Here is a 24895-nt window from a genome sequence, read left to right as displayed (position 1 = left end):
TACTGGCTCCGCCATTTTATTGAGCGGAGCTTGCCTGCCCTTACCCACCGTATGTTATCTGTTTTAACGACCACGTCTCGCTGATGGCGAACAGAAAGCCGATTACGCTTTACCGCAAGTCGGCACAAGATCCTTCATCGCTGTAAAACGTGCTGGTATTCGCCGCCGGAATCCGTACCATACGCGACATACTTTTGCCCGCTGGCATTGACTGCCGGCGTTAACCCATCTTTCATAGCCAGACAGTTGCGGCATAGAATGCGTGGAAAATGAATGGCGAACAGGTGCTGATGCTTAACGATAAGCTGGCACGCTGAAAACTTTTGCCCCTGCTGGCTCCGAAGGTAGCAATAAATGCAAGACAATCAATCAAATACAAAGAAAGAACAATACAACCTCAACAAGCTGCAGAAGCGGCTGCGCCGTAATGTGGGCGAAGCCATTGCAGACTTCAATATGATTGAAGAAGGCGACCGCATCATGGTTTGCCTGTCAGGGGGTAAAGACAGCTACACCATGCTGGAGATCCTGCGTAATCTTCAGCAGAGCGCGCCGGTGAAATTCTCCCTGGTGGCCGTAAACCTTGACCAGAAACAGCCGGGTTTCCCTGAGCATATCCTGCCGGAATATCTCGATAAGCTGGGTGTTGAGTACAAAATCGTCGAAGAAAATACCTACGGTATCGTAAAAGAGAAGATCCCGGAGGGTAAAACCACCTGCTCTCTCTGCTCTCGTCTGCGTCGTGGCATTCTGTACCGGACCGCGACGGAGCTGGGCGCAACCAAAATTGCGCTGGGTCATCACCGCGACGATATCCTGCAAACGCTGTTCCTGAACATGTTCTACGGCGGGAAGATGAAAGGCATGCCGCCTAAGCTGATGAGCGATGACGGCAAACATATTGTCATCCGCCCTCTCGCCTATTGCCGCGAGAAGGACATTGAACGCTTCTCCCAGGCGAAAGCTTTCCCGATTATCCCATGTAACCTGTGTGGATCTCAGCCGAACCTGCAGCGCCAGGTCATTGGTGACATGCTGCGTGACTGGGATAAACGTTATCCAGGGCGCATCGAAACCATGTTCAGCGCAATGCAGAACGTGGTGCCTTCTCACCTTGCGGATGTTGAGCTGTTTGACTTCAAAGGCATCAACCATGATTCAGAGGTGGTGAATGGCGGCGATCTGGCGTTTGACCGGGAAGAGATCCCCATGCAGCCTGCAGGCTGGCAGCCGGAAGATGATGATAATCAGTTTGACGAGCTGCGCCTGAACGTACTTGAAGTGAAATAATCCTGTCGCGTCTCAGAGTCCATCTGAGACGCTTTTTTTCTGCCGCTTATTTCAGCAATCTGACCCGGCAGGTTTTGCCTTTAATTTTACCGTTTTGCAGCTGCTTCCATGCTTTATGCGCAACCGCCTGGCGGATTGCCACATATACGTGTGCCGGATGAACGGTAATCTTGCCGATATCGGCGCCATCCAGTCCCATGTCACCTGTCAGCGCGCCTAATACGTCGCCTGGACGCATCTTGGCTTTTTTGCCGCCATCAATGCACAGCGTCGCCATTTCGGCTTCGAGTGGCACAACGCGAACGTTCCCCGGAGTGTTCACCCAGTTAAGCTTTATCTGCAGCATTTCAGACAAGATATTGGCGCGCTGCGCCTCTTCCGGCGCGCAGAAGCTAATGGCCAGCCCGCTGTTTCCGGCACGTGCGGTACGCCCAATGCGGTGAACGTGTACTTCTGGATCCCAGGCCAGCTCGTAGTTAACAACCAGCTCCAGCGATTTTATGTCCAGCCCGCGTGCGGCGACATCGGTTGCAACCAGCACACGGGCGCTGCCGTTCGCGAAGCGAACCAGCGTCTGGTCACGATCGCGCTGTTCCAGATCGCCATGCAATGACAGCGCGCTTTGCCCGGCGGCATTCAGGGCATCACACACCGCCTGGCAATCTTTTTTGGTATTACAAAACACCACGCAGGAGGCTGGCTGGTGCTGGCTCAGCACTTTCTGCAGAAGCGGGATTTTGCCCTGCTGCGAGGTTTCAAAGAACTGCTGCTCGATGGCAGGCAGCGCATCCACGCTGTCGATTTCAATTGTCAGCGGATTTTTTTGTACACGACCGCTGATTGCAGCGATAGCGTCAGGCCAGGTCGCAGAGAATAACAATGTCTGACGATCTTCCGGCGCGAAGCGGATCACTTCGTCGATCGCGTCGCTGAAGCCCATGTCCAGCATACGGTCCGCTTCATCCATCACCAGCGTTTGCAGGGCATCCAGTGAAACGGTGCCTTTTTGCAGATGATCCAGCAGACGGCCAGGTGTCGCGACAATAATATGAGGCGCATGCTGGAGCGAATCACGCTGCGCCCCGAACGGCTGTCCGCCGCAGAGGGTTAAGATCTTGGTGTTGGGCAGGAAGCGCGCCAGACGACGCAACTCACCCGCGACCTGGTCAGCCAGTTCGCGGGTCGGGCACAGAACCAGAGACTGGGTCTGGAACAGAGTGGCATCAATATGCTGTAACAGTCCAAGACCGAACGCTGCCGTTTTCCCACTGCCGGTTTTTGCCTGTACGCGAACATCGCGCCCCTCAAGAATGGCGGGTAATGCGGCCGCCTGAACAGGCGTCATCGTGAGGTATCCCAACTCGTTGAGGTTATCGAGTTGGGCGGCAGGCAGAACATTCAGGGTAGAAAAAGCGGTCACAATAGTCTCTCGTGGTCATCTTTGCGGTCAGATGGCGCGTATCCTCGCAGATCTCGGGGTTCGATGCGACAATTTAATCGGTTCTTCATCGGGCGGCGGGTCGGGCATAGGCTGCGGACGCGGAATGGGATCGGGCATGGGCGTTGGGTCGGTCGGGACCGGATCGGACTGCCGTGAATGCAGTCGTTGCAGCGCGAGTAGATGGTTCATCTTTCCCTCCAGTTTTTTGGATTGACCCTTTTAGGGTAGACCCTGAGAAACGGGAGGCAAAAAAAAGCCGACTATTAAAGTCGGCGTCGTACGAATCAATTGTGCTATGCAGTAATTCAAAAAAGGAAGTAAGACAATATGGAGCGCAACGCCCATCGCTTGACGTTGCATTCACCTGCGGGAGTAATAATGCACCTTACACGGTTTCTGTTTATTGACTTTGCTCAATTAAAAGAGCGTTTTGATCCGCGCAAAAGGTGGAAAAAGCGTAAATTTACAACCATTTACTACGATGCAACCACCATGCAACACCGCCAATCAAAGCAGCTAACATGACGCAAAACGCGGTAAAGCCGTAGCGATAAGCACCGCCGGGAATGCCGCCCAGGTTTACGCCAAACAGACCGGTCAGAAAGGTACTGGGTAAAAAGACCATTGCCATCAGCGACATCGTGTAGGTTCTTCTGGCTAGCGACTCCTGCATCACCTGTGCTATCTCATCGGCCATTACTGCGGTTCTGGCAATACAGGAATCAATTTCATCCAGCCCGCGCCCCAGCCTGTCAGCAATGTCCTGCATTCTACGGCGCTGGTCATCATTCATCCAGCTGAGACGCTCGCTGGCCAGACGGGCATATACATCACGTTGTGGCGTCATGTAGCGACGCATCACAATCAGTTGCTTGCGCAGTAACGCCAGGAAACCGCGTGGCGGTATCTGCTGATCGAGCAGGTTATCTTCCAGATCGATAATTTTATCGTGCAACTCTTCGATAAACTCGCTCGCGTGATCGGTAAGCGCATCGCAGACATCCACCAGCCAGCTTCCGCAGTCGGTCGGCCCGGTGCCCTCTTTTAGATCGTTTACCACGTCATCCAGCGCCAGCACTTTACGCTGCCGAGTGGAAACAATAAGCCCATCATCCATATAGACGCGCATCGCCACCAGCTGATCGGGACGTTCATCCGTGCTGCCGTTAATACAGCGAAGCGTGATCAACGTACCGTCACCCATCCGGCTCACTCGTGGCCGCAGGCTTTCCCCTGCCAGCGCATCACGCACGTTGTTTGGCAATAAAGGGGTGGATGCCAGCCATTCAGCGCTATCCGGATGGGTATAGTTCAGGTGTAACCAGCAGGGATGCGCGTGATCGATCACGTCGTTGTCTTCCAGCGGCCGGGCACCGCCTTTACCGTCAAACACCCACGCAAACACTGCGTCAGGAACGTTCAGTTCAGACCCTTTTATGCTCTCCACAACGCCTCCGCTTTTAGCTTTTCGTTGTCAGTCTAGCTTTCGGCAGAGGTTACGCAACCACTATGTTCCGCATGGCGCTGAAATCGCTCGGGAATTGTACGGATAACGGCGGTGTCCCTTCAGGCGGAATGTCCTTGTCGCTGCGGGAACGCAAGCGGAACAACCGGTGTAGATAACGAACTATCAGCCGCGTATCCCCCGTCGAGCCGGAAATTGCGTGTCCGTGACTGCAGTTCGATAACCTGATTGCGCAGCACGTCAGAGGATCCGTTAAGTTCCTCCGCCATCGCCACATTGCTTTGCGTAACCCTTTCCAGCTCTGATAATGCCAGCGTGATCTGTGAAATTCCCTTCTCCTGCTCGGATGTGGAACTGGAAATTTCATCCATCAGACGGCTGACATTGCCGGATCCGGCCACAATCTCACGCATGTTTTTTTCCGCTTCTGACACTACCGTCACGCCCTGTGTAACGTTATTGCTGGTGACTTCAATCAGCGTTTTGATGTTCTTCGCCGCTTCCGCGCTGCGGTGTGCCAGATTTCGCACCTCCTCAGCGACCACAGAGAAGCCTTTTCCGTGGTCTCCCGCCCTTGCCGCCTCAACGGCCGCGTTAAGCGCAAGGATATTGGTCTGGAAGGCAATGCCGTCGATCATCGAGATGATTTCCGTCATTTGCTGTGCGCATTCGGTGATCGATTGCATATTGTGAGCAACCTGCCCCATCAGCTCGCCCCCCTTACGTGCCTGAAGCGTTGCCTGATTGGCCTGTTCACTGGCGAGTCGGGTGTTATCAGCATTGTTTTTGGTGCTCGCAGCCATCTGCTCCATGCTGGCTGCGGTTTGCACCAGCGAAGCCGATTGCTGCTCCGTTTTCACTGATAGCTGCGCGCTGCGTGCGGAGAGTTGATCCGATAAGGTCATGGCGGTTTGTGACGACGCCCTGATTTCCCGGACCAGCGTTGCAATATTGCCCGAAAGGCTGTTAATCCCGGGAATTAAACGCCCTGCGCAGTTGTTGCCAAACTCGGGGATTGTCACGCCAAGATTCCCTGCCGTGACATCTTCAATACTTTTTTTCACAGTATTGATCGGTGTCACAAGATATTGGGTCATGTAAATCCAGAGTAAAAAAAGAGCAATCACATTTATTACATTGAGCGTTATTAAGAGCGACGATGCGCCGGTAAATAGAAAGACGACAGCTGCGTTTAGCAAAAAAAGAGACAAAAGGAAATAGACAATGAAGGTTCTGACACTAATATTTTTTAGCATGATTATTCCCACAACTTAATATTTTGGTCGGCATTAAGGTTTATAGCATCCGTACTGGCGTTTGTCCTCACGAATAGCGGTGCTTTGTCGTTTCGCAGTTAGCAACCTGCAATTTAACTTAAGTGAGATAAAAAAAGCGTATTGTGGGAAATATTGTGCCATGGATACTGTGATACTGGTCTGACACGAACTTAAGCGATACCATCACCTGCGGCTAAATGGGTTAATCACCACCCTATTTTAGAGACTTTGTTGCAATTAACTGTCCTTGTTTAGCTGTGCTTAACACGTTAGAACTGAGAATATATTTTATATTGCTTACAGTTTTGCGTTTTAATAGTGCGGGCCGTTTTACGTACCCTATAACTAATATTGTTTGAACTCGCCTGCACGCAGCCAGATAAAGATCTGTCCCGGTTGGCGAAATCAGTAACCCCTTTGGCGTGGGATTGCATAATGCTCATTGTATCGTGGGACCCAGTGTTAATAGCCATCTCTTATCTTGTGGCCTTTATCGCCTCGTTTGTGTCCCTGGAGAATGCCGGGAAAATCCCGCTTTCCAGCGGAAAGGCCGCTCTGTTCTGGCGTTTTGCCGGAGGGCTTACGCTGGGCGTCGGGATCTGGTCGATGCATTTCATTGGTATGTTAGCGATGAAAATGCCCATGATCATGAGCTACAACCTCTGGTTAACCCTCGCCTCAATGGGCGTCGCGGTGGTGGCGTCTATGCTGGCAATGAATATTGCCGTGACGGGCGCTCGCCTTTCGCCCTTCAGACTGCTTCTCTCTACCTTAATTCTGAGCGCAGGCGTGGTGTCAATGCACTATATCGGTATGGCCGCACTGATGCTGGACAGCCCCATCATCTGGGATCACCCCATCATCGGTTTATCCATATTAATTGCCGTAATGGCCTCCGGTGCCGCGCTCTGGTTGGCCTTTCACCTGCGGCATCAGCGAAAAGGGATCTTTATCAATCGCATTCTCGCCGCTTTAGTTCTGGGCGCTGCCATCTGTGCCATGCACTACACTGGCATGCGGGCCGCTCAGTTCAGTGATATGGCTCATACCCTACCCGGCGGTATCAGCGAACTGGGATTATCGATAGGGGTGTCGGTCACCACGCTGTGCCTGCTCGGCATGATGTTGATTATCTCACTCATTGATTCCCACTGGCGTACCAACCGGCTCACGGACAACCTTCAGGCGCTCAATCGACAGCTTGAACTACAGGCACGGTTTGACGCCCTTACCGGCCTTGCTAATCGCCACCAGATGGATCTGCGCATGCAGGATTGCCTGCGCAGCGCGTTGCTTAGCAATAAACAGTTTGCCGTGATCTTCCTCGACGTTGATCACTTTAAACAGGTTAATGACACCTGGGGACATAACGTCGGGGATGAGTTGTTAATCACCATTGCGCAGCGCATCACGGCGAGGCTTACCCGTGAGATGACCCTGGCAAGATTGGGGGGCGATGCTTTTATTCTGCTGGTTCCAGAATGTGATGACGACAAACTCCAGTCCCTCCTCTCAACGCTGCTCGACGATGTGCGCCGCCCGCTTTACGTATGCGGGCATACGCTGAGTACAACGCTCAGCGCAGGCGTCAGTCGTTATCCGCAGGATGGCGAAACGCTGCATGAGTTAAAGCTAAAAGCAGATGCGGCAATGCAGTACGTTAAAAAGCAAGGCCAAAACGACTGGGTGGTCTACCGGACAGAGATGTCGACGGCGATCCCGGCTAACCCCGGTTTTTTGCAGGAACTCACGCAGGCGCTTGAGCGCGATCAGTTTGAGCTGTGGTATCAACCCACCTGGCACGCTGAAGAGAGAACTATCCACGGCTTTGAGGCGCTTCTTCGCTGGCGACATCCCGAACAAGGCGTGCTGCTGCCGAATCTGTTTTTACCTTCGCTTGAACAGACGGGATTAATTATTCCCGTGGGTAACTGGGCGATTGAGGCCGCATGCCGTCAGCTGCATTTCTGGACTGAACAAGGTTTTGCCCACTGGACGTTGTCTTTTAACTTATCCCCTGTTCAGTTTGAACAGCCGGATATCTTTCAGACCATATCGTCTCTGTTGCAGAAATATAATCTTTCTCCTTCCCGGCTCATCCTTGAGGTCACGGAGAGCACTGCCCTTAAAAATCTCGACCGCAGTATCGAATTACTGAGTGCATTCAACCAGGCCGGGATCACCGTCTCTATTGATGATTTTGGCACCGGTTATTCTAATCTGCTTATGCTCAGCGTGCTTCCGGCAAAAGAGCTCAAAATCGACAAAAGCTTTGTGACGTCAATGCTGGAAAATGAGAAAAGCCGCAAGCTGGTGGAGACCATTATTAATATTGCCCGGACCATGGAGATGTATGTTGTTGCCGAAGGGATCGAAACAGAAGAGCAACGAGCGGTGTTAACAGAGCTCGGGTGTGATTATTTGCAGGGTTTTCTGTTCTCCAGACCTTTGCCTGCCGAACAGATCCCGTGGCTACTGCTGCAGATTAATTCACAGAAACAGATTATACCAATTGGTAAAATTCATTCGGAATCCGCTTTTGTTTCACAAAAAAATCATGCTACACAGGGTTAACTGGAGTATGGTTCAGAGGAGTCCACGCGAGTCGATTCCGTCGTGATCGTCAAGCATATTGTGCCGATGTACAGGAATTCCTTATGTCGCAAAATTATTTTGATGCGCTGAATGTCATTAAAACCCCCGTGTGGCTGATCTCCCCCGTTTCTGGCCATATTATTTTTGCGAATACGGCCGCGGTTCAGGTGATGGGGGATAAAACGGTGGATGATCTGCGAAAAGGCGCTTTCTCAGCCAATGCGCAAGACGTGCTGTCGATGTATATCCCTGAGCTGAAAACGGACCAGGAGATTATCGAGATCTGGACAGTCTGGCGCGACGGGCATGAAACCGCGTTGAGCTGTCGTCTTTCGCTGACCCACCATGCGCCGTACGGCGACATTATCGTTTTTGAAGGGATTTCACATCCGGCACCGACCGGGCTTAAAGCGAGCCGCTCCGCTACTTACCAGCGAAAAAAGCAAGGATTCTATGCTCGCTTTTTTCTGACAAACAGCGCCCCGATGTTGCTGATCGACCCTGCTCGCGACGGCCAAATTGTTGATGCCAATCTCGCCGCGCTTAATTTTTATGGCTACTCGCACGAGGAGATGTGCAGCAAGCATACCTGGGAGATCAACACTCTGGGGCGCGATGTGATTCCAGTGATGAGCGAAATCGCCGCTCTGCCGGGTGGGCATAAGCCACTCAACTTTGTGCACCGCCTTGCCGATGGATCAACCCGCCATGTTCAGACCTATGCCGGACCAATTGAGATCTACGGGGATAAACTGATGTTGTGCATTATCCATGACATCACCGAGCAAAAAAGGCTGGAGCTTGAGCTGGAACATGCCGCGTTACAGGATGCCATGACGGGCCTGCTCAACCGGCGACAGTTCTATATTATCGCTGAGCAAATGAATCTCACGCACCTTCCTTTACAGCAGCAATTCAGTTTACTACTGGTGGATACCGATCACTTTAAGAATATCAACGACGTTTTTGGTCATCTGAAGGGGGATGAAGTGCTTATCGCACTTTCACGTACCCTGGAGGCCTGTAGCCGGAAAGAGGATTTCGTGTTCCGCTGGGGAGGCGAGGAGTTTGTCATTCTGCTGCCACGCACCTCTCTCGATACTGCATTACAAATCGCCGAAACGATCCGGGCAGCGGTTGCCCGCATCTCGATCCCCGGTCTGCCGCGATTTACGGTCAGCATTGGCGTGGCGCGGCACAACCAGGATGAGAGTATCGACGATCTCTTTAAACGGGTAGATGACGCGCTTTATCGCGCCAAGAATGATGGCCGTAATAAAGTCCTGGCGGCATGAAACTGGTGTATCGGATAAAGCCCCGCTACAATGCCCATCTTGATGAAAAAGACTATGGGTGGGTATCGTCTGCAATGGGAAGAACAGAAATAATCCTCACCATAATTATTTTAATGCTTATTATTTTCGGATTCTGGTTTATCTTCAGCGGCGAGATCTGGTTAGTGGCGGAATATATTGAAAACAGCATTTACCCCACTTTCGACGCGCTGTAACGCACGTTTAATCCGTTGTTTCACCTACCGAAATTATCAGGTATCGGCCAACTCAACAGGCGCGTAAGATATGCGCCGTTATCCTCCATTATGTTGGTAACGAATTGCTAAATCACTTGCTTATTTTGCCCGTGCTCTGACGGGCTTTTTTATTTCCGACATTTGCGCTACACCAGGCTATATCTAAAACGTCGTTATCCATAAAAGTGAGAAAATGATGAGCAAGAAGATCCTGATGCTGGTGGGCGATTACGCCGAAGATTACGAAACCATGGTCCCTTTTCAGGCCTTACAGATGATTGGTCATCAGGTTGACGCCGTCTGCCCGGATAAAGCGAAGGGTGACTATGTCATGACCGCTATCCATGATTTCGACGGTGCTCAGACCTATAGCGAAAAACCGGGTCACCGTTTTATCCTCAATGCCGATTTTTCCGCCGTTAACGAGCAGGACTATGACGCCCTGCTGATCCCTGGCGGCAGAGCGCCTGAATACCTGCGGTTAAATGATGACGTACTGAAGCTGGTGCAGGCATTTGATGCCGCGCACAAACCGATTGCGGCCGTGTGCCATGGCCCACAGCTGCTGGCCGCCGCCGGGATCTTAAAAGGACGAACCTGTAGCGCCTACCCGGCCTGTGCGCCTGAAGTGCGACTCAGCGGCGGCGAGTACGCCGATATCGGTATCGATCAGGCTCACGTTGATGGTAACCTGGTCACCGCGCCGGCCTGGCCTGCGCATCCGCAGTGGCTGGCGAAATTTGCGAAGTTGTTGGAATAGGCCAGCAAGGCAACCTGCTCTTTACATACGCTCTTCAAGCCAGACGATCGACCGCAACAAAAAAGCGTTCTTCCGTCAAAAGAGCGCGTTCTTTAATGCTCTGAAACTCGCGCCGGATAAACCAGCCCGCTTCCGGCGCCATGCTCAGATAAAACACCTCACGAAATCCCGGAGCTTCAACACGCATTCTTACACAACCCGTTTCTCCTGCACGAAAGAGCTGCTCTGGCACGATACTGACACTACGCTCGCCATTCTGCAGAAGGATAGTCGCTATCTCATAGCGGCAAATTCCGCTGCTCAGGCTATAACCTAATGTGCTCAGATCGTGAAGATACTGACGTGATAACGTGACTTCAATGCTGGTGCCCGCAAACCACTCAATGATTTGCTGCGCCAGCCCCTCTAACCGCTCGCAGAATTCAACGATTTCAGCCTCAACTGAGGTGTTACCTGACGTTATGTTCTTGCTACTCTGTTGCACTTTTTTAAAGAAACGTTCTCTGGCTGACACGTTGTTGCCTCTGTTCATTTTCACACGGTTAAACCAGGATCAGCCCCCTGCGCTGACCGGCCATTTTTATCTTCCCGGATACTTCCTCGCCTTCTTAAACGAGGGAACCCTTTGTAGCTATTCCGCCGTTTTTTGTTTCATCAGGGCATAACGGGCAATCAACTGCTGCAGATGCTGTTCTGTCTGGCTCTGCTGCGCATCAGGCCACGGCTGGTTTTCAGGCAGATCTGCCAGCTGTCGCAGTTGTTCCTCTGCAGGCACGGCACTGTTAAATGCCTGCATCATGGTAAATACCGCTGATTTCAGCTCGCTGACCGTCATGTACTTACCCCGCTGTTCATCAAGTGCGTTAAGCCGGTTCGCCAGTTGTTGCAATTGGGTCATTCCCTGATGCCAGCCAGTCAGATATGGCTGCGGAAGTGCAGCAACGTTAACCTGCTGCTGCCACTGTTGCGCCAGCGGTTTCGCCTCTTGCGGCCAAAGGATCAGCGCCTGCTGCACCAGGCTATCGCCGTAGCGCCATGCCCAGTCAGGTTTCAGTTCCCTAAGCTGTGCGAGCCGATTTTGCGTCTTGCTAAGCCCTGCCATGGGTGATGGTGACGCTTGTCGCAGCGCCTGCAACTGCGCTTTAGATAATTCGTCAGGTAAAGGCGCCAGAGTGGCATCGAGCTGCGTTTGAGCCGGGTCTGGTGTATGCATCGTCTGCCATCCCCATGCCACCGAGCTGGCAATCACCAGCATGGTGGCCATTCCGGCGACAAATGGCTTCCAGGGCTTCACCGGAGGCGGCGCGGTCATCACCTGCCTGTCCGGCAGCGGCTCCGGCTGCGCAACATAGACCCTCCTGACGTGTTCTGTCTGGGCCGTAAAGCTGGCCGGGAGAACAGCACCGCCCGCTTCCTGCCCGCCGTCGCTGTTTTCCAGCCGTACCGCCGCGTTATGGACCAGGGTACGCAGGGCATCGAGCTGGCTGGCATGCCTCAGTTCAAGACGCTGCAATACGTCGCCCAGTGCGTTCAGGTGCTCTTCTGTCTGGTACAACTGGCTGAGGTCGGTACAGGTCAGCGTCAGGGTGCGCATCGTCTGTTGTAACCGTCTGCTGAGCGCGCTGAGAATTTCCATACGCGCATGCACAGGCTGCGGCCAGATATTGCCCCACTGGCGGGAGAGGAGTGCGTCCAGTATTGTCAGTCCTTCGTTCATGCCGTACAGACCGGCCAGATGCGTTCGGACGAGCGTATACCAGGCCGCGGTCTGCAGTTCCACCCCGTTGTGCTCAAACAGCGACAGACAGAGCTTTTCCGCCTGCGGCCAGTTGATGTCCGGTCGCGCCGGGTGGGTCAGTTTGTTCATTTCGTCACGCAGGGCGGCGTAATCCGCAAGCGTACGCGGGTCACCGCCGGTTTTGAGGTGGCGTTCGAATTGTGTCGTCATGATGGTTTCAGCCTGAATAAAAATCAGAGTGCGGCGCGGGTATCAAGATACTGCTGCTGTTTCAGGTGGCGGATTAACACCCTGCCCTCCGGCATAAATTCCGTACCGTAACGGACCAGACCGATGCCCTTCAGCTCCGCGTCGATGGCGTAGCGCAGTTCGCCGGGAATAGCCTGCTCAAGCAACACCACATCGATTCTCTTAAGCCGGGGCTCGTACTTAAGCAATACAGACGATAAGATCCCCATCAGTTCATGGGTCGTACCCGGCATCCCCTGCAGAATTTTGGTCATATCCGGCAGACCATAGTCCGGCAGGTGCGCCAGCGTACCGGCGCGGCAGTTGAGCACGCGCTGCATGTTATCAAGTACGGATAAAATCACCTGGTTCTGCTCACTGACCTGGTGCAGGCTCAGACCACCGGAAAAATTACCAGTCAGCATTTCATACAGCGATGGCGTGTTATGTCCCTGTGGCATCAGTCATCCTTTCGCGGTTGTAATGTCAGATGGTTATTCCCGGCTTCAAGAATGCGCGGTTTATCCGGATCGAGATCTTCACGTCTGAGCACCTGTTTCCAGGTGTTGTTAACCATATCCGGATGGCGGAACAGCCCGACCACCGCGACAAACTTCGCGCCTTCTTCCATCGGCATATCAAGGCTCACATCCCCGCCCGGCTTCACCACCACGTCACGGCTGGCCAGAAGGTCCGCTTTAAGAATGGTCTCCCCGTCCTTCAGCAGCTGCTGATAGACCGTTTTGTCGAAGATCTTGCGGTCTTTCAGTTGATACACGCGGACTACCACCGGCTCAGACAGCGAGTTACTTTCGCGGGAATCGGTGTTCAACGCTTCACGGGCGGTGAAATCCAGATGCAGTACCTTAATTTTTTTATAAAACACAGCGTTAAATGCCGATTTAGTGCCATCAGTGATACCCTGCGTCATCCCGCAGCCCGCCAGGCTGAACGCCAGCAGTGCAGGCAGCCAGCACGCGGGTTTAATCAAACTTGTACGTAACACGTCGGTTTCCTTGTTGTGGTGTTGCAGGTTGCAGGCCGGTGTAATAGCCCAGTTCCGTCGTAAAGGTTTGCGGGATATCATCTGCAAACGCTCCCTCCTCCGCCCCCAGTACGCCGTTCATGCCGAGCCAGAAAGATCCTTCACCGAGCGGTGGCACGGCCAGCAGGCGGGTCAGGGTTGTCAGGGTGATTTTTGCCTTAAAACGCCAGCCAAGGTAGACACGCAACATTACCAGGAAGTCCTGATACAGCAGACCGTCCGGTTTCCATCCCTGTGATTCCTGTTCGTTATCGGTGGACAGCGCGATCAGCAGCTGGCTGCTGGCATCCATCGCTTCATCTCCAAGTGGCGTGTTGCCATCCAGTAGAAAATCGTCATCACCGTAAAAACCCAGTGGCTGACTGACCTCCACCGGACGCAGGCAGTACGGGCTGACCGTCACGGTGGTATCCGGTGCCAGCAGGCTCACCAGGGCCTGTATCCCCTCCTGGGTTTTCCCCGGTTGCTGAAGTACACCCAGCAGAGCCAGAAAACGGGATACCGGTGTGGCAATGTGGTTCGCGGTGCCGGGAATACCCAGCCCCACCAGGCCCAGCAGCGACTGCGAAATGCTGTCGGTCCCGCCGGGCTCAAAGGTGGCCGGGTAAGAGTACTTACGCCAGATGCGGTAAAACTGCGTCAGGATGCGGTGGCTGAAGATATCCAGAAAACCCTGCAGCGCATCATGTCCTTCACGGCGCTGAGTGATGTCATCAAGATACGCCGTCGGCAAGGGGGAATCGACACCGTACATCCCCATGAAGGTCGCTCGAATAACCGGAGGTGTGTTGTCATCGTCTTCGTCATATTCGACAGACTTCAGTTCACCGGCTGGAAAACCCATCCCCGGATGCGGTGCAAAGCGTACCGGGTCATCTGCGGGATGACTGGTTGAACCCATCAGTGGCCTGCCCGGATGACGTTTCTCCAGCAACTGACAGAAACGATAAAAATTCATGCGGTGCAGATCGGCTTCCAGCCGCGGGGTCAACCGGGAATGCGGCGATTGTGCTTCTCTTCCCATTCCAGGCGCTCTCCTGTCGGTTGCAGAATGATAATCAGGCGGTTAAACAGATAAATGTCGGTGTACAGCGCGAAGAAACGGCTCAGCATCTCGCCAAACAGGCAGATGTCGCCGCGCCCGGCAAAGCCGTGGCTGTCCAGCGTCACTTCAATCTGCACGCCACGAACCAGATAGCCCTGCTCAAAGCGCACGGTTTCACTGTGTTTCACGTCGAGGATGGCTTCCAGGCGGCGGCGGTTCATCTCGCTGTCGGTCCATTCATACAGCGCCAGGGTCCCGCGCAGCACATCGGCGTTATCCATCATCGACAGAAACCCGCTGCCGAGGTGATTTAGCACGCGCCAGTGAAAACGGTCCTGCGCCGGTGGATAACAGGGCAGCGTTGGCGCACACAGGTTGCGCACGGCAATATTAGCCGAAGTCGTTTTCATCACCGTATCAAGTACAGTGCTCTGCAGCGCACGCCGTGGCAGCTGGCCGTTGGTACCGGTGAGCGTCAGCGACAGGCTCTCATCTTCCGGCACCGTATGGTTATCAAACGCTTCACCGCCGAGGATGAGCCAGGTGTTATGCAACCCGGATGGCCCCCGGCGCACGCGGGTGTGGTAGTAATATTCCGGTGCTTCATGACGCATCATTCCGCCTTTGTGACGGAAGCTCGAAAACGGCACGTAGGTATGCTGGCTCGATGACATCACCGAATCCACGGTGTATATCTCGGTATGGCCATCCTGCACACGCATCGGGCGCAGCATGTATTCGGTTTGTAAGGAGTTAAGCGTCAGTGGGTCAGATTCCAGCGGAAACAGGTTAATCACCGGCACGCAGTTCAGGCGCAGATGCTTTTCGGTAAAGCTGAAATCGTGCTCCCAGCGTTCTGCCAGCACCACATCGATTTCAAACCAGGGGAGTTCAGCCGGAAAGGCCACGCTCTCCAGTCCGCGCAGCCCCGTGAACATGAATTTCTCGCGAAAGGTGAAATACTCCAGCAGCAACTGGTAACCGCTGAAACTGCTGTCCCCTTTCGGCCACAGTCTGTCATCATCACCAAACCCCAGTGCGGTGAAATACCCGTCCAGCGGTCTTCTGTCCGTGTCACCCGGCATCCGCAGCCAGAGGCGCGCAGTGTTCATGGTAAAGGCTTCATGCATGGCGCAGGCCAGTGGTGCGTCAGCATTGAAATAGAACGGGATCTGACTGAGATCGACACAACTCCAGTCAGCCAGATGGCTGCAGCTGAAGCGCAGGCTGATGACCGAACGCCCGTCCGGATCAGTCGACAGGCGGGCATGCTCCAGTGCCAGTGGCTGTAGGGTTATCTCTTGAGTTGTGGTGTAGCGACAACGTGTGCCTTTTTCACCGATCGGTCGCGAGTTTACTTCGAAGCCTTTGTCAATACGCATCGGTTCTTTCATCTCACGCCAGTCGGGGGTGAACTCCACCACCGACATCGAGGGAATGGTGCGCAGGTAATGCGGCCACAGCAGGCTGACCAGCCCTTCGGTCAGTTCAGGCAGATCGTCATCAAGCTTCTCGCGAAGACGCCCCATGAGGAAGGCAAAGCCTTCGAACAGGCGCTCCACGTACGGGTCGCGCGCGCCCGCTTTATCAAGATTGAGCATCGCTGCCTGTTCGGGGTGAGCACGGGCAAATTCTTCGCCCGCTTCCAGCAGATAGCGCATTTCGGCGTCGTAATAACGCAGGGTTAAATCGTCCATAAAAACCTGAATATGTGTGTTTTAAAGGTATGCAGGTGTTGTTACCCACAAAGCACCGCACTTCCTGCCGGGTCAAGTGCAATCAGACCGGCCAGAAGCTGGTCCATCTCCGGCTGAAGCCGTGACTTATCGGCTTCACTGCGTGTGGCTTTTATGCGCAGCAGTCGGAAGCGGCGCGATTTCACTTCAAACAACAGCGCCGGCGTCCACTGTGCGAGGGTGATGGACTGTGCGGCATTGTCGAGTTCACCCAGCAGATGCAGGGCCAGTTCATTCTTACCTTTCTGCTCGGCCACACGGGCCATCAGCAGTCGCAGTAACCATTTGTCTTTTGTGGAGTCGGTGCCCGGGCGTGTCTGAAGCCAGTGGAGTGTGGCATCCAGTCCTTCGCTGTCTGCTTTCTCCAGTGCTTCAGGTTCAAGCGCCAGAATATCGTTATCACCCGTACTGATAGCGCTGACAGGTTCATCCCGCCAGCCGGACATATCGTCCAGCACGCTCTGGTTTATCCAGTTCAGCGTGACCTCATCGGCAAACGGTGTCCCGTCGTTAAAGGCCAGGGTTTCAAGCCCGGTAAGACGGCGCAGCAGCCCTTTCAGGTCGGCTGTGATGATGTCGGCCAGCACATCCTGCCCCGACTTCATCAGGGCCTGATGGGTATACCACTGCAAATCCAGCCAGAGGTGATTGGCACCGCGCGAAAAGGTATTGTCCGCCTGCTCCAGTATTTCCAGCCAGCTCTGTTGCAGATAGAGGCGCTTGAGCATCGCACGCTGGTCAGCTCGCGGCGGCTCGATGCGCGTTTTCCCGTCAGCATCCGGTGCCGGAATAGCGCTCAGCGTGTCATGACGCAGGCTTTTCATCAGCCGGTGCGCCGCAAGCCAGCCACCGGGTTGCTCACGCAGGTACCCCGTCAGGGTGCGAGCCTGAGCCAGTAAGTCCTGACCCGAGGTGATGCGGCTCAGCACTGGAGCGTCCTGTTCTGTTGTGTGAGATGGCTGCTGACTACGTGTCTGATTGCTTGCGTTCTGCGGTACAACGGCATCCACGCCCCCGCCTTTCATCAGACGGGACTCAAGAGCGCTGTACAGGGCATTCAGCTCCGCCCGTGATGCTTCAGGCTCTGTCTCCAGGCTGTCAGCAATGAGCAGTAGCGCCCCGGCGGTACGCTGTGCATCCTCGCGTACGACCTCCGGGTACAGTGACAAACTGTCCAGTACACGGGTACCGCCGAGCCATTCCAGCGCGGCCTTGCGGCTGCGGTCCCGCCGGGGGTGAAGCTGGATGCCGTAGCGCTGCAATAATCCCGCCACCAGTTCAAGCCCTTCGGCGAAGCCAGCTTCGCCATCCTGGTGCAGGCGCGCCCAGCAGTAATAAGTCGCAACCCGGATATCTTTTGCCGTGGTGGTCATCAGTTTTTCGGCAAGCGTGCAAATCAGCCCGGTATCGATGCCGGAAAGCTTATTGACCTCCTCGCGAATGCGCTGGAAATCATCGTCATATCCCGGGTCTTCTCCCGTCGGACAGGTCACGCTGACCGGAGCAAGCCAGCGCAGCCAGCGTTCCGTACGAGTCTGCGCCTGCTGTCGCAACAGGGTTTCATCCGCCTGACAGGCGGCAACCAGATTCTGCAAAATATCCATTATTCCGTTCCGTCCATATCACTGCTTTCCGTACTGTCCATCAGCGCCTGCGCCGTGGCCACGCTGTCGACGCTGAATATCTGATCGGGCAGCGTAAAGCCGCGCAGTGCCAGTAACGCCAGCGGCCCGCTGCCCAGCTGTGAACGCAGCACCCACTGCAGGGTACGGCCATCCGGCGCGGTGAAACTCATCATCCACTGACTGCGATCAAGCTGCGCACACTTGCTCTGGTCCAGCCAGCGAATAAAGCCCCAGGTCCCGCTGTAATCCCCGAACAGACGCGCACCGGCGTTGACCGTGGTCCAGGTCAGCATGGTTCCCGGCTTGTACGTGTCTCCCGGCCAGCGGAAGGACTGCCAGTCAGCCATCTGGTTGAAGTAGTGCAGCTTTTGTCCATCAACAGTCAGTTGCGTCTCCACCACCTGCGGTACCGGACGCGCCTGCAGTTCGAAGCTGATACCCTGGCTGCCGTCGGTAAACAAAATGTCCGACAGCTGACTCAACTGATTAATCGCCCGCAGGAAGGCCGGGTTAAAACTCAGCCCCTGGCTGTTGACTTTATCCGGCACCCACTGGCTACCCTCCTTGTGAAGAACACCACCGAGCTCTGTCGTCAGGAAGCGTTCAATACGTCCGCTGTCCTTACGCACAAATTCAGCCAGCATCGGCAGGGAGGCATCACTTTTACTCGCGGCAAACGGGAAACGCCCGTCAAATGCGGTGTGCCAGTTCGCCACCACAGAGCGGCTCCACTTGTCATTGAGGCTCGCCGCCGATGGCTGAAGTACGGTTTCCCATGCCTGGGTCAGCGGCTGCACAAACATCGTGCTGCCAAAACCACTCCACTCTTCGCCAAGACTTGCCGAAATCAGACTGCCGTATTGCTGGGTGTCGGTCAGGTCCACGCTTTTGCCCTGAAATACGGTCTGCGCCAGGGTCTGCATCATCGCCTGCGGGTCAGAGGCACTGGCCACCTGTTGCAGTCGTAGACGCACGCGGGTGATACGGGTCAGGTACGTCTGCAGGCTCAGGGAGTTATCAGCCGACATGACGTTGCTGCCCTTGTTTTTACCCAGAAGCTGAAGCAACGGTCCAAAGGTGTCATCCAGCGGCCCCTGCGGTCCTGACGCAGACTGGTCAATCACCGGTTTGTCCTGCCCGCCCACCAGGTCTTTGGCCGATTTGATGATGGAGTCCGAAAGAGCTTCGCGCTGCTGTCCGGTCTGTCCCTGCCAGGCGAGGGTATTCATCAAGGCGATCAGCGGTGACTGGCGGACATCACTCATCAGCGTCAGCTGGTCTGTGACATCCGCTATGTTGTTCGCCGGATTAAGTTGCAGGCTGTTGAGGAAGCTCAGCCAGCTGCCAGCAAAGTCAGTGAAGTAGCGTTGTGTCAGACGCGCTTTCAGTGCTTCCGGCGACAGGTCTGAGGAGACGGCTTTCCGGCTGTCGCTCAGTACCCAGTCTATTTCATCGCGGCGGGAATTTGCGGCCTTTTCGATAGCCTGCTGAATCCCCCCCTCCCAGGCCTGACGGGTGAACATTCCCGGTACCACCTCATCGGTGGTAAACAGGCGACGGGCATCGGTACCGCCGGTCATGTCCTCCAGAGACACATCGGCAAAGTTACGGCGCACGGATTTGAGCATGTTCTCGTACAGCGTGCTTTCCGCGTTGCGCCGTCCTATCTGCTGCAGCAGCACCTGGCGGCCCTGGCTGACCAGCTGCGCATCTGGCGTAATTTTCCACTGTGGCTGCGCTGGCAGTTCGGATATATAGAAAGCCCACAAATCCGGTGACAGGCTTTGCCACAGGCCTGTCGAGATACCCATTCGCGTCGGCTGCACGGTTTTCATAGTCTGCGCGTAGAATGCGCCGTCGGCTTTATCCGGACGAGCCATCATCAGCCAGGCTTTCAGCTGGTCATAGCCCGGTTTCGCCAGTCGTGCCCGCTGGTCACTGTTGGGGGCAGAATTTGCCAGCGCGCTGAGCTTCTGCTTAAGCGCCTCATTTGCCGGGTCGCGTATCAGGCGATTGTTTGCCACGCCGTACCAGGGCAGCATCGCATCAAGCAGCTGCTGATTATGGTCGAGGCCGAAGCGCTGATACCAGGGCGCTCCGTCCTGGATACTGTGCTGCAGGCGGCCGGCATCATTGCGCAGAGTATGCAGGGCCGTCAGCTGGTAATCCGATACGGAAGGATGCTCCACCAGGGCATGCGCCTGCTGCGCAACAGAGACTATCTGCATGCGGTTGACCGCGAACGACAGAAGTGTTCCCGCCCCCCAGACGCCAATCATCGCCATCAGCGTCCAGGCAAGCGTCTGCTCCCACGCCATACCGACACGGCGGCCACGCACGCGGGGGCAGTCGTCAACGATACCCTGCCAGGTTGCCGGCAGGGTCAGTGCATGACGCTGTGACCCCGGAATATACTGCTCAGCGTCGGCTGTGCTCGCTGACGTACCGGCAGTTTTCTTCTCCGGCAGGCTGAACATCAGCCCCCGCAGGGGAACGCGCTGCTGGGAGGCAGCCAACCATGGCACCAGTTGCTCAGTCCAGCGGACGATACCGCCGTCTTTGAGATGCTGACCCAGGCGCAACAGGAAGTCGTGGCTGTTGTTCTCAGTGACCTGACTCACACCCTGCGTTCGCAATGCAGGCAGCATCCGCTCAAGCTGACGTGTAATATCGTCAGCTTTGGCACGCAGCGGGAAGCTTGCGCCTACCGCCTGCTCAGGACGCGTATCCTGCGACCAGTTGCTGTCACACAACTGCCACAGCCAGACCGGGGCGGAATAGCGCAGCAGTTCGCTGATTTTTTCCAGCCCGCGTAAATCGTTGTCGCTGATTAGCGGGGTCAGCTTAAGCGACTGCGGTAGTACACGGATAATCCCGTCCAGCGGGCGTCCGCGTCGCAGCTTGCGCAGCGCGATGTATTTTTCGCGGTCGGGCTCCGATGCCAGGCTGCCGCCGTAAATCAGCACGGTGCGGTTACCTTCAAGCCACTGCTGCTGTTGCATGCCGGGTACCAATTGTTCGATTGCCGCTTCATCGCCAGTGATTAACAACAGCCGGACTTTGCTACGCCAGAACGACGAGTACCGTCTTCTGAGATGCCTGCTCAGTGCTGAAAAATTATATTGATCCGACGATCTTTCTTCATTGTGATTGTTTTCACCATCAGGCGTGACGGGAGAGGGATTTTGTTGCCTGGACAACGTAAAAAATACCAGGGTGCATAATGTTGTGGTCAGGATGATGAAACCTGCCAGCACATACCAGAAATTATCGTCACCACTACCGGACGGTAACTGCGCTGTCTGTGCAAAAATAAAGAGTATCATCAGCAGAACTGCCACGATAAGTAGCCCTGCTCCCAGTGGCTTTGAAACCTTTTTCATGCCGGTTATTCCTTTCCGGAGTGTCGTGCTACCCTGATAAATTCCGGGCGCTGAAGGCGGGCTGTAATTCGTCTCAGCAAAATGGCCAGCCCAGGCAATGTCACTATCAATGACAGCAGAAGAAGAGAGATCCCTGCCCAGGAGAATGCAGTTGAAGGGAAATAGCGGATCATCAGACTGTACAGCCCAGCATTGAGCAGTAATGCCATAAGAACAGATCCCCCGGGAAAGGGTGGTTGAATAGCGAAATGATCATGCCCGATTGCGGGGGCGGCGTTTCCGAGCGTCACTACCCAGGCATCATCTTCACCTTCGAGAAGAAGCCACTGGCTGGCGGGGCCATAAGCAGCCATCTCAGCCGCAGCGCCAGTCATTGCCCAGCCAGCAAGACCGCCATACCGGACACTGGCGGTATCATAGTCAATGACACCGCCAGTGCCAATGCTATCGTACAAAGGAACCGACAGATCATTCAGCACCCTGCTCACTGACTGCCGTGGCGCATCTGAGAGTCCACTGTGCCAGACAAGGTGTTTCTTGCTGGCAGGCGTGAGAGCCATATCCCGTAATTCAGTGAGTTCCGTTGCAAGCATACGGGTGTTGAGCGGCATCGCCCGGAAAACCCGTAACGCATTTTTTTGCTCACCCGGATTCAGCATCGATGGCGGCATCAAAAATAACGCGCTGGCAAATTCCGGCAGAACATCATTGGGCAAACGATAGTGCATGGCTAGTACCAATACCGGCAGCGTTGTTAATCCCATAAACTGATTCCAGTCATCAAAGGATGAGTCTGCGTCCTGAAAATGAATCTCAGCTTTCCAGGGAGGGGAACCTGCTGACCAGATACGATGGAATGATTGAGATTCACGGTCTTTGTCGCTACCGTTGGTCTGAACAATAATCTGGAGTGGGCCGGAAGGATATCGCCGCCGAATCGAGGGCATTATCTGAGCAATGAGATGACGAAGCAGTTGCTCAAAACGTGAAATACCGGGTGTAAGCGGTTCGTCTGGCAACATCGTGAGAGGCGATGTGTCTGTACTTTCCTCTTCCTGCGTATGTGCAAGACGAGCTAACAGTCCCTTATCGGCAGTGATGAAAACATGGCTGAGAATGACAAGATGCTGTTGTGCACGTAAGCGCCACTTCAGACGCATGTTCCGGCACCACTCATTCCAGTTCCAGACACAAATTGCCAGCATTTCCTGACTGAAAGTATAGACCGCGATGGCTGCCGAAATGCCCGCAAATGTCCAGGTCGTCAGTGGTAACCAGGCCCCATTGCTCAATGAAAGTAACCCTGTCACCGGTGATTTTAGTACCACAACAAGCAGTCCAGTGCAAAGTCCGAGAATAATAATCAACAGACAGATCCACGGTGACCAGGCCGGTGCCTGCTCTTTTTCAGGCACTTCCGGCAGAGACCATCCCATCAGCCAACCTCCATATCCGGCATACTTGCAATGACACTCGCACCACACTGCGTCTTGCAGCCGTGCAATACAATTCCACGCCCGTTTTCTTCATACGCAGAAACATCGCATTCAATAATTTTATTAATGCCGTGTTTCGGGCAACTGACGGTATCATTCAAAAGTGCGGCATTTTTACCGGATATATCGAAACTGGATGAGGCTGATGTGACTTTGCCACCATGCGTAGTGGCATCCCCTAAAACAACGATGTATCTACTCATTTAATAACCATACTCCTTTGCCTTTTCTCGAATCATTTCCTCGATACCCGTTTCCCGACTTATCATTGAAGGTTCATTAATACTTTCAACAATCCCGGTGTTCATATAAGGATCAGCGCCAGTGGTCCAATCAGCAAGGTATCGGAGCTTTGAAAGGAATTCTTTATCCCATGTAGCATCGCAGTAACCTATCGGTAAATCATAAGCAACTACTCTGGACATAAATTTCTTGCTTCCCGGCAGTGTGCTGTGATCTGTTGGTTGAGAAACATAAGTTCGTAATCTTTTATCTTTTTCTTCGAAAGTTTCCTTCCTAGTTATCTCTTGCACATAACCACTTGGAAGCTCCTTATAGCCGATTACAACATCTTGATTTGGATATAAATTGACATAGTTATCATATGTATTGTCATATTTCTCTCCAGTTTTAGGGACTACTTCCCCCCACCCATCCTGTTGTTTTGAGTCATGCTCTTTACCAACTCTGGTTACATCAAATTCGGCCAACTCACTGGGATTAATTGGCTCAGGGACTTTTTCTGCATTTACAAACACTGTTTGCCATTCTGGAGGGTCTGGATAGGTGATGCTGCTGCTTTGATATTGGTCGCCTTTATCATCCCAGAAGGGTTTTCCATCAGGTAAAGTACCAAATGGTGTCTGCTTATCAGGATAAGAGCCGCATGGCGTATTCCTAGCCAACATCCTCTGGTACAAATTATTTTTAAATCTCACAATTAATGGATGTGGATTCCCATTTTTATCATTAGGTAAGCCCTGCCACCCTATCGAGCGAAGCGGTAATGACCCCATAACTCGGTCATGAGGGCAAAAATAAATATACGTTCTGCCATGATTATCACGTTCTTGTATTTTTCCAGCCCGTATTACATTCTCACCTTCAGGCTTCCAACTCGAGTTATCAGTAAACTTGCCTACACATAACCCTTTATAACCCACGGAGGACAGATGTGAGGATTGCTTTGCAATTTTTTCAATTATTGATGACAAAGTATTTTCGCGTCCACTTGGAGAAATTCTCTCTTGTTGAGGAATTGAAAATTCATTAAGCTGGCTATTATGCATTGCATAAGGGGAGTTTAATATAAAAAGAGCATCTGGTCCTTTTTTTGCTAATGTGACTGCGGCTAGCGAAACCATTGTTCCTTGGCTATGAGAGATAATACTAACTGTATCGTTAGGATATTTATCCCGGATAAGGTCTAAAAGATCTGCTAATCGCTTAGCTGCATGTGAATAATATTTTCTTGGCGGAGCGTTTGTTAAAAGTCTATCTTTATCTTCATTGAAATACTGAAGTTTCGCTCCAGGAATTCCCGCCAGATTCTCATCGAATCCATAGTTACTCCAAAGCGAGTGTAAGTTATTCGTGCCATTTTGGAATGGGCCACCTCCCCATATATATGGCCCTTTTTTCCGAATATCATCTGGTTTTATACCTGTCCTTTTCATTTGATGATAATCTTCACCATCCACATTAGCTAACGGAATAACATATTTATCCTCTTCCCCCCTCACAGAAGAATATCCCCAATAGAATCGAATGATTGGAGAACGCTCAGAATTTTCAATAAGTTCTCTGCGAGCTAAAGGTGAAGGTGACGAGTTACTTTTCCCTCCCTCTTCCTCACAATCTGTACTATATTTGTTCGGCTTCAATTCAAATTGAGTACCATTGAGCCCCAACCTATCATTTAATCCGTCGCAGAGAGACACTTCCGCATTTTGATACCATTCACCTGTTGAGTTAACACCATGGACGAGTATTATCAAACCAGGAAGATGAGGAGGTAAATCGCATCCTCCACGGACCTTTATATTTTTATGAGATGGGCTTGAACGCCATGAGGGTTTCCCATTGTCGTCATACTTCAACTCTAAAGCCCTAGTTGTTTCTGTTTTTTCACTCATTAGAAGCATCCTTTTATTATCTGTTAGACAAGCCGTTGCTTATCTTATTATTGGGACACCATGTAACTGAAGGATATATATAATAACATATGACAAAGCCACACA

Annotated in this window: 20 protein-coding genes and 1 pseudogene; 6 read left to right on the top strand and 15 right to left on the bottom strand. The window is 53.3% G+C overall.

Translation table 11 applies throughout. The annotated features are described in order from the left end of the window. Nucleotides 1-70 precede the first annotated feature (70 nt). Nucleotides 71-317 (top strand): annotated as a pseudogene (locus tag ACOTZF_RS04000) (site-specific integrase); the annotation flags it as partial. A gap of 37 nt (nucleotides 318-354) precedes the next feature. Next, nucleotides 355-1290: a tRNA 2-thiocytidine(32) synthetase TtcA gene (gene ttcA / locus ACOTZF_RS03995; RefSeq protein ID WP_023621324.1), complete on the top strand. Its 936-nt coding sequence runs from the start codon at nucleotides 355-357 to the stop codon at nucleotides 1288-1290. A 46-nt stretch (nucleotides 1291-1336) separates the two neighbouring features. On the opposite strand, the gene dbpA is transcribed toward ttcA, so the two are convergent. The 4 genes from dbpA to ACOTZF_RS03975 form a co-directional block, all read right to left on the bottom strand. After that, nucleotides 1337-2710, bottom strand: coding sequence for an ATP-dependent RNA helicase DbpA (gene dbpA, locus ACOTZF_RS03990; protein ID WP_038985129.1), 1374 nt, complete (start codon nucleotides 2708-2710; stop codon nucleotides 1337-1339). Nucleotides 2711-2737: 27 nt separating this feature from the next. Further along, the gene (locus ACOTZF_RS03985) at nucleotides 2738-2902 is read right to left on the bottom strand and encodes a hypothetical protein (RefSeq protein ID WP_283841960.1); all 165 of its coding nucleotides are present in this window, start codon (nucleotides 2900-2902) and stop codon (nucleotides 2738-2740) included. A 292-nt stretch (nucleotides 2903-3194) separates the two neighbouring features. Further along, entirely contained in the window at nucleotides 3195-4178 is a 984-nt protein-coding gene (gene zntB, locus ACOTZF_RS03980) for a zinc transporter ZntB (RefSeq protein ID WP_029882921.1), read from the bottom strand. A gap of 119 nt (nucleotides 4179-4297) precedes the next feature. Next, nucleotides 4298-5452, bottom strand: coding sequence for a methyl-accepting chemotaxis protein (locus tag ACOTZF_RS03975; protein WP_060578399.1), 1155 nt, complete (start codon nucleotides 5450-5452; stop codon nucleotides 4298-4300). A 456-nt stretch (nucleotides 5453-5908) separates the two neighbouring features. On the opposite strand from ACOTZF_RS03975, the gene ACOTZF_RS03970 reads away from it, so the two are divergent. The 4 genes from ACOTZF_RS03970 (at nucleotide 5909) to ACOTZF_RS03955 (ending at nucleotide 10359) form a co-directional block, all read left to right on the top strand. Continuing rightward, nucleotides 5909-8047 (top strand): putative bifunctional diguanylate cyclase/phosphodiesterase, encoded by a 2139-nt coding sequence (locus ACOTZF_RS03970; RefSeq protein ID WP_038985125.1) that lies wholly within the window; start codon nucleotides 5909-5911, stop codon nucleotides 8045-8047. An 83-nt stretch (nucleotides 8048-8130) separates the two neighbouring features. After that, nucleotides 8131-9363, top strand: coding sequence for a sensor domain-containing diguanylate cyclase (locus ACOTZF_RS03965; protein WP_038985123.1), 1233 nt, complete (start codon nucleotides 8131-8133; stop codon nucleotides 9361-9363). Beyond that, the gene (locus tag ACOTZF_RS03960; protein WP_020689199.1) at nucleotides 9360-9578 is read left to right on the top strand and encodes an Ecr family regulatory small membrane protein; all 219 of its coding nucleotides are present in this window, start codon (nucleotides 9360-9362) and stop codon (nucleotides 9576-9578) included. Before ACOTZF_RS03965 ends, ACOTZF_RS03960 begins: the two co-directional genes overlap by 4 nt. Before the next feature lie 217 nt (nucleotides 9579-9795). Continuing rightward, complete coding sequence (locus tag ACOTZF_RS03955) at nucleotides 9796-10359, top strand: DJ-1/PfpI family protein (protein ID WP_023621314.1); 564 nt, start codon at nucleotides 9796-9798, stop codon at nucleotides 10357-10359. A gap of 34 nt (nucleotides 10360-10393) precedes the next feature. Here the strand turns inward: ACOTZF_RS03955 and ACOTZF_RS03950 are convergent, their stop codons facing one another. The 11 genes from ACOTZF_RS03950 to ACOTZF_RS03900 form a co-directional block, all read right to left on the bottom strand. Then, complete coding sequence (locus ACOTZF_RS03950; RefSeq protein WP_013096446.1) at nucleotides 10394-10873, bottom strand: hypothetical protein; 480 nt, start codon at nucleotides 10871-10873, stop codon at nucleotides 10394-10396. A 117-nt stretch (nucleotides 10874-10990) separates the two neighbouring features. Then, entirely contained in the window at nucleotides 10991-12307 is a 1317-nt protein-coding gene (locus tag ACOTZF_RS03945) for a VasL domain-containing protein (RefSeq protein ID WP_062934525.1), read from the bottom strand. Between the two features lie 23 nt (nucleotides 12308-12330). Continuing rightward, a complete protein-coding gene (gene tssE / locus ACOTZF_RS03940; protein ID WP_038419559.1) occupies nucleotides 12331-12786 on the bottom strand; it encodes a type VI secretion system baseplate subunit TssE in 456 nt (151 codons plus the stop codon). Further along, nucleotides 12786-13331 (bottom strand): type VI secretion system lipoprotein TssJ, encoded by a 546-nt coding sequence (tssJ, locus tag ACOTZF_RS03935; protein ID WP_048972241.1) that lies wholly within the window; start codon nucleotides 13329-13331, stop codon nucleotides 12786-12788. The genes tssE and tssJ overlap by 1 nt, the downstream gene beginning before the upstream one ends. Continuing rightward, the gene (gene tssG / locus ACOTZF_RS03930; RefSeq protein ID WP_038985117.1) at nucleotides 13309-14394 is read right to left on the bottom strand and encodes a type VI secretion system baseplate subunit TssG; all 1086 of its coding nucleotides are present in this window, start codon (nucleotides 14392-14394) and stop codon (nucleotides 13309-13311) included. Before tssG ends, tssJ begins: the two co-directional genes overlap by 23 nt. Further along, nucleotides 14358-16112 carry a type VI secretion system baseplate subunit TssF gene (gene tssF / locus ACOTZF_RS03925; protein ID WP_129251771.1) on the bottom strand — a complete coding sequence of 585 codons (1755 nt, stop codon included), beginning with the start codon at nucleotides 16110-16112 and terminating at the stop codon, nucleotides 14358-14360. Before tssF ends, tssG begins: the two co-directional genes overlap by 37 nt. 41 nt (nucleotides 16113-16153) lie before the next feature. After that, nucleotides 16154-17755 (bottom strand): type VI secretion system protein TssA, encoded by a 1602-nt coding sequence (gene tssA / locus ACOTZF_RS03920; protein WP_129251774.1) that lies wholly within the window; start codon nucleotides 17753-17755, stop codon nucleotides 16154-16156. After that, nucleotides 17755-21159 carry an ImcF-related family protein gene (locus ACOTZF_RS03915; protein ID WP_062934526.1) on the bottom strand — a complete coding sequence of 1135 codons (3405 nt, stop codon included), beginning with the start codon at nucleotides 21157-21159 and terminating at the stop codon, nucleotides 17755-17757. The genes tssA and ACOTZF_RS03915 overlap by 1 nt, the downstream gene beginning before the upstream one ends. A gap of 5 nt (nucleotides 21160-21164) precedes the next feature. Continuing rightward, a complete protein-coding gene (locus ACOTZF_RS03910; RefSeq protein ID WP_038985109.1) occupies nucleotides 21165-22595 on the bottom strand; it encodes a hypothetical protein in 1431 nt (476 codons plus the stop codon). Continuing rightward, nucleotides 22595-22858, bottom strand: a complete 264-nt coding sequence (locus ACOTZF_RS03905; RefSeq protein WP_038985107.1) for a PAAR domain-containing protein — start codon at nucleotides 22856-22858, stop codon at nucleotides 22595-22597. Before ACOTZF_RS03905 ends, ACOTZF_RS03910 begins: the two co-directional genes overlap by 1 nt. Then, nucleotides 22859-24790, bottom strand: coding sequence for a T6SS effector phospholipase Tle3 domain-containing protein (locus ACOTZF_RS03900; protein WP_038985106.1), 1932 nt, complete (start codon nucleotides 24788-24790; stop codon nucleotides 22859-22861). Between the last annotated feature and the right edge of the window lie 105 nt (nucleotides 24791-24895).

It is taken from the genome of Enterobacter cloacae complex sp. SHL021, from assembly GCF_049237765.1.
Lineage (GTDB): Bacteria > Pseudomonadota > Gammaproteobacteria > Enterobacterales > Enterobacteriaceae > Enterobacter > Enterobacter cloacae.
The sequence above is the reverse complement of the archived record's forward strand: the minus strand, read 5'-3'. Positions and strand labels throughout refer to the sequence as shown.

Bases quoted from the DNA above. Each gene is read 5' to 3' on its own strand.
- ttcA (WP_023621324.1), top strand. From the start codon at position 355: ATGCAAGACAATCAATCAAATACAAAGAAAGAACAATACAACCTCAAC.
- ACOTZF_RS03975 (WP_060578399.1), bottom strand. From the start codon at position 5,452: ATGCTAAAAAATATTAGTGTCAGAACCTTCATTGTCTATTTCCTTTTG.
- ACOTZF_RS03970 (WP_038985125.1), top strand. From the start codon at position 5,909: ATGCTCATTGTATCGTGGGACCCAGTGTTAATAGCCATCTCTTATCTT.
- ACOTZF_RS03965 (WP_038985123.1), top strand. From the start codon at position 8,131: ATGTCGCAAAATTATTTTGATGCGCTGAATGTCATTAAAACCCCCGTG.
- ACOTZF_RS03960 (WP_020689199.1), top strand. From the start codon at position 9,360: ATGAAACTGGTGTATCGGATAAAGCCCCGCTACAATGCCCATCTTGAT.
- ACOTZF_RS03955 (WP_023621314.1), top strand. From the start codon at position 9,796: ATGAGCAAGAAGATCCTGATGCTGGTGGGCGATTACGCCGAAGATTAC.
- ACOTZF_RS03945 (WP_062934525.1), bottom strand. From the start codon at position 12,307: ATGACGACACAATTCGAACGCCACCTCAAAACCGGCGGTGACCCGCGT.
- tssE (WP_038419559.1), bottom strand. From the start codon at position 12,786: ATGCCACAGGGACATAACACGCCATCGCTGTATGAAATGCTGACTGGT.
- tssG (WP_038985117.1), bottom strand. From the start codon at position 14,394: ATGGGAAGAGAAGCACAATCGCCGCATTCCCGGTTGACCCCGCGGCTG.
- tssF (WP_129251771.1), bottom strand. From the start codon at position 16,112: ATGGACGATTTAACCCTGCGTTATTACGACGCCGAAATGCGCTATCTG.
- tssA (WP_129251774.1), bottom strand. From the start codon at position 17,755: ATGGATATTTTGCAGAATCTGGTTGCCGCCTGTCAGGCGGATGAAACC.
- ACOTZF_RS03915 (WP_062934526.1), bottom strand. From the start codon at position 21,159: ATGAAAAAGGTTTCAAAGCCACTGGGAGCAGGGCTACTTATCGTGGCA.
- ACOTZF_RS03910 (WP_038985109.1), bottom strand. From the start codon at position 22,595: ATGGGATGGTCTCTGCCGGAAGTGCCTGAAAAAGAGCAGGCACCGGCC.
- ACOTZF_RS03905 (WP_038985107.1), bottom strand. From the start codon at position 22,858: ATGAGTAGATACATCGTTGTTTTAGGGGATGCCACTACGCATGGTGGC.
- ACOTZF_RS03900 (WP_038985106.1), bottom strand. From the start codon at position 24,790: ATGAGTGAAAAAACAGAAACAACTAGGGCTTTAGAGTTGAAGTATGAC.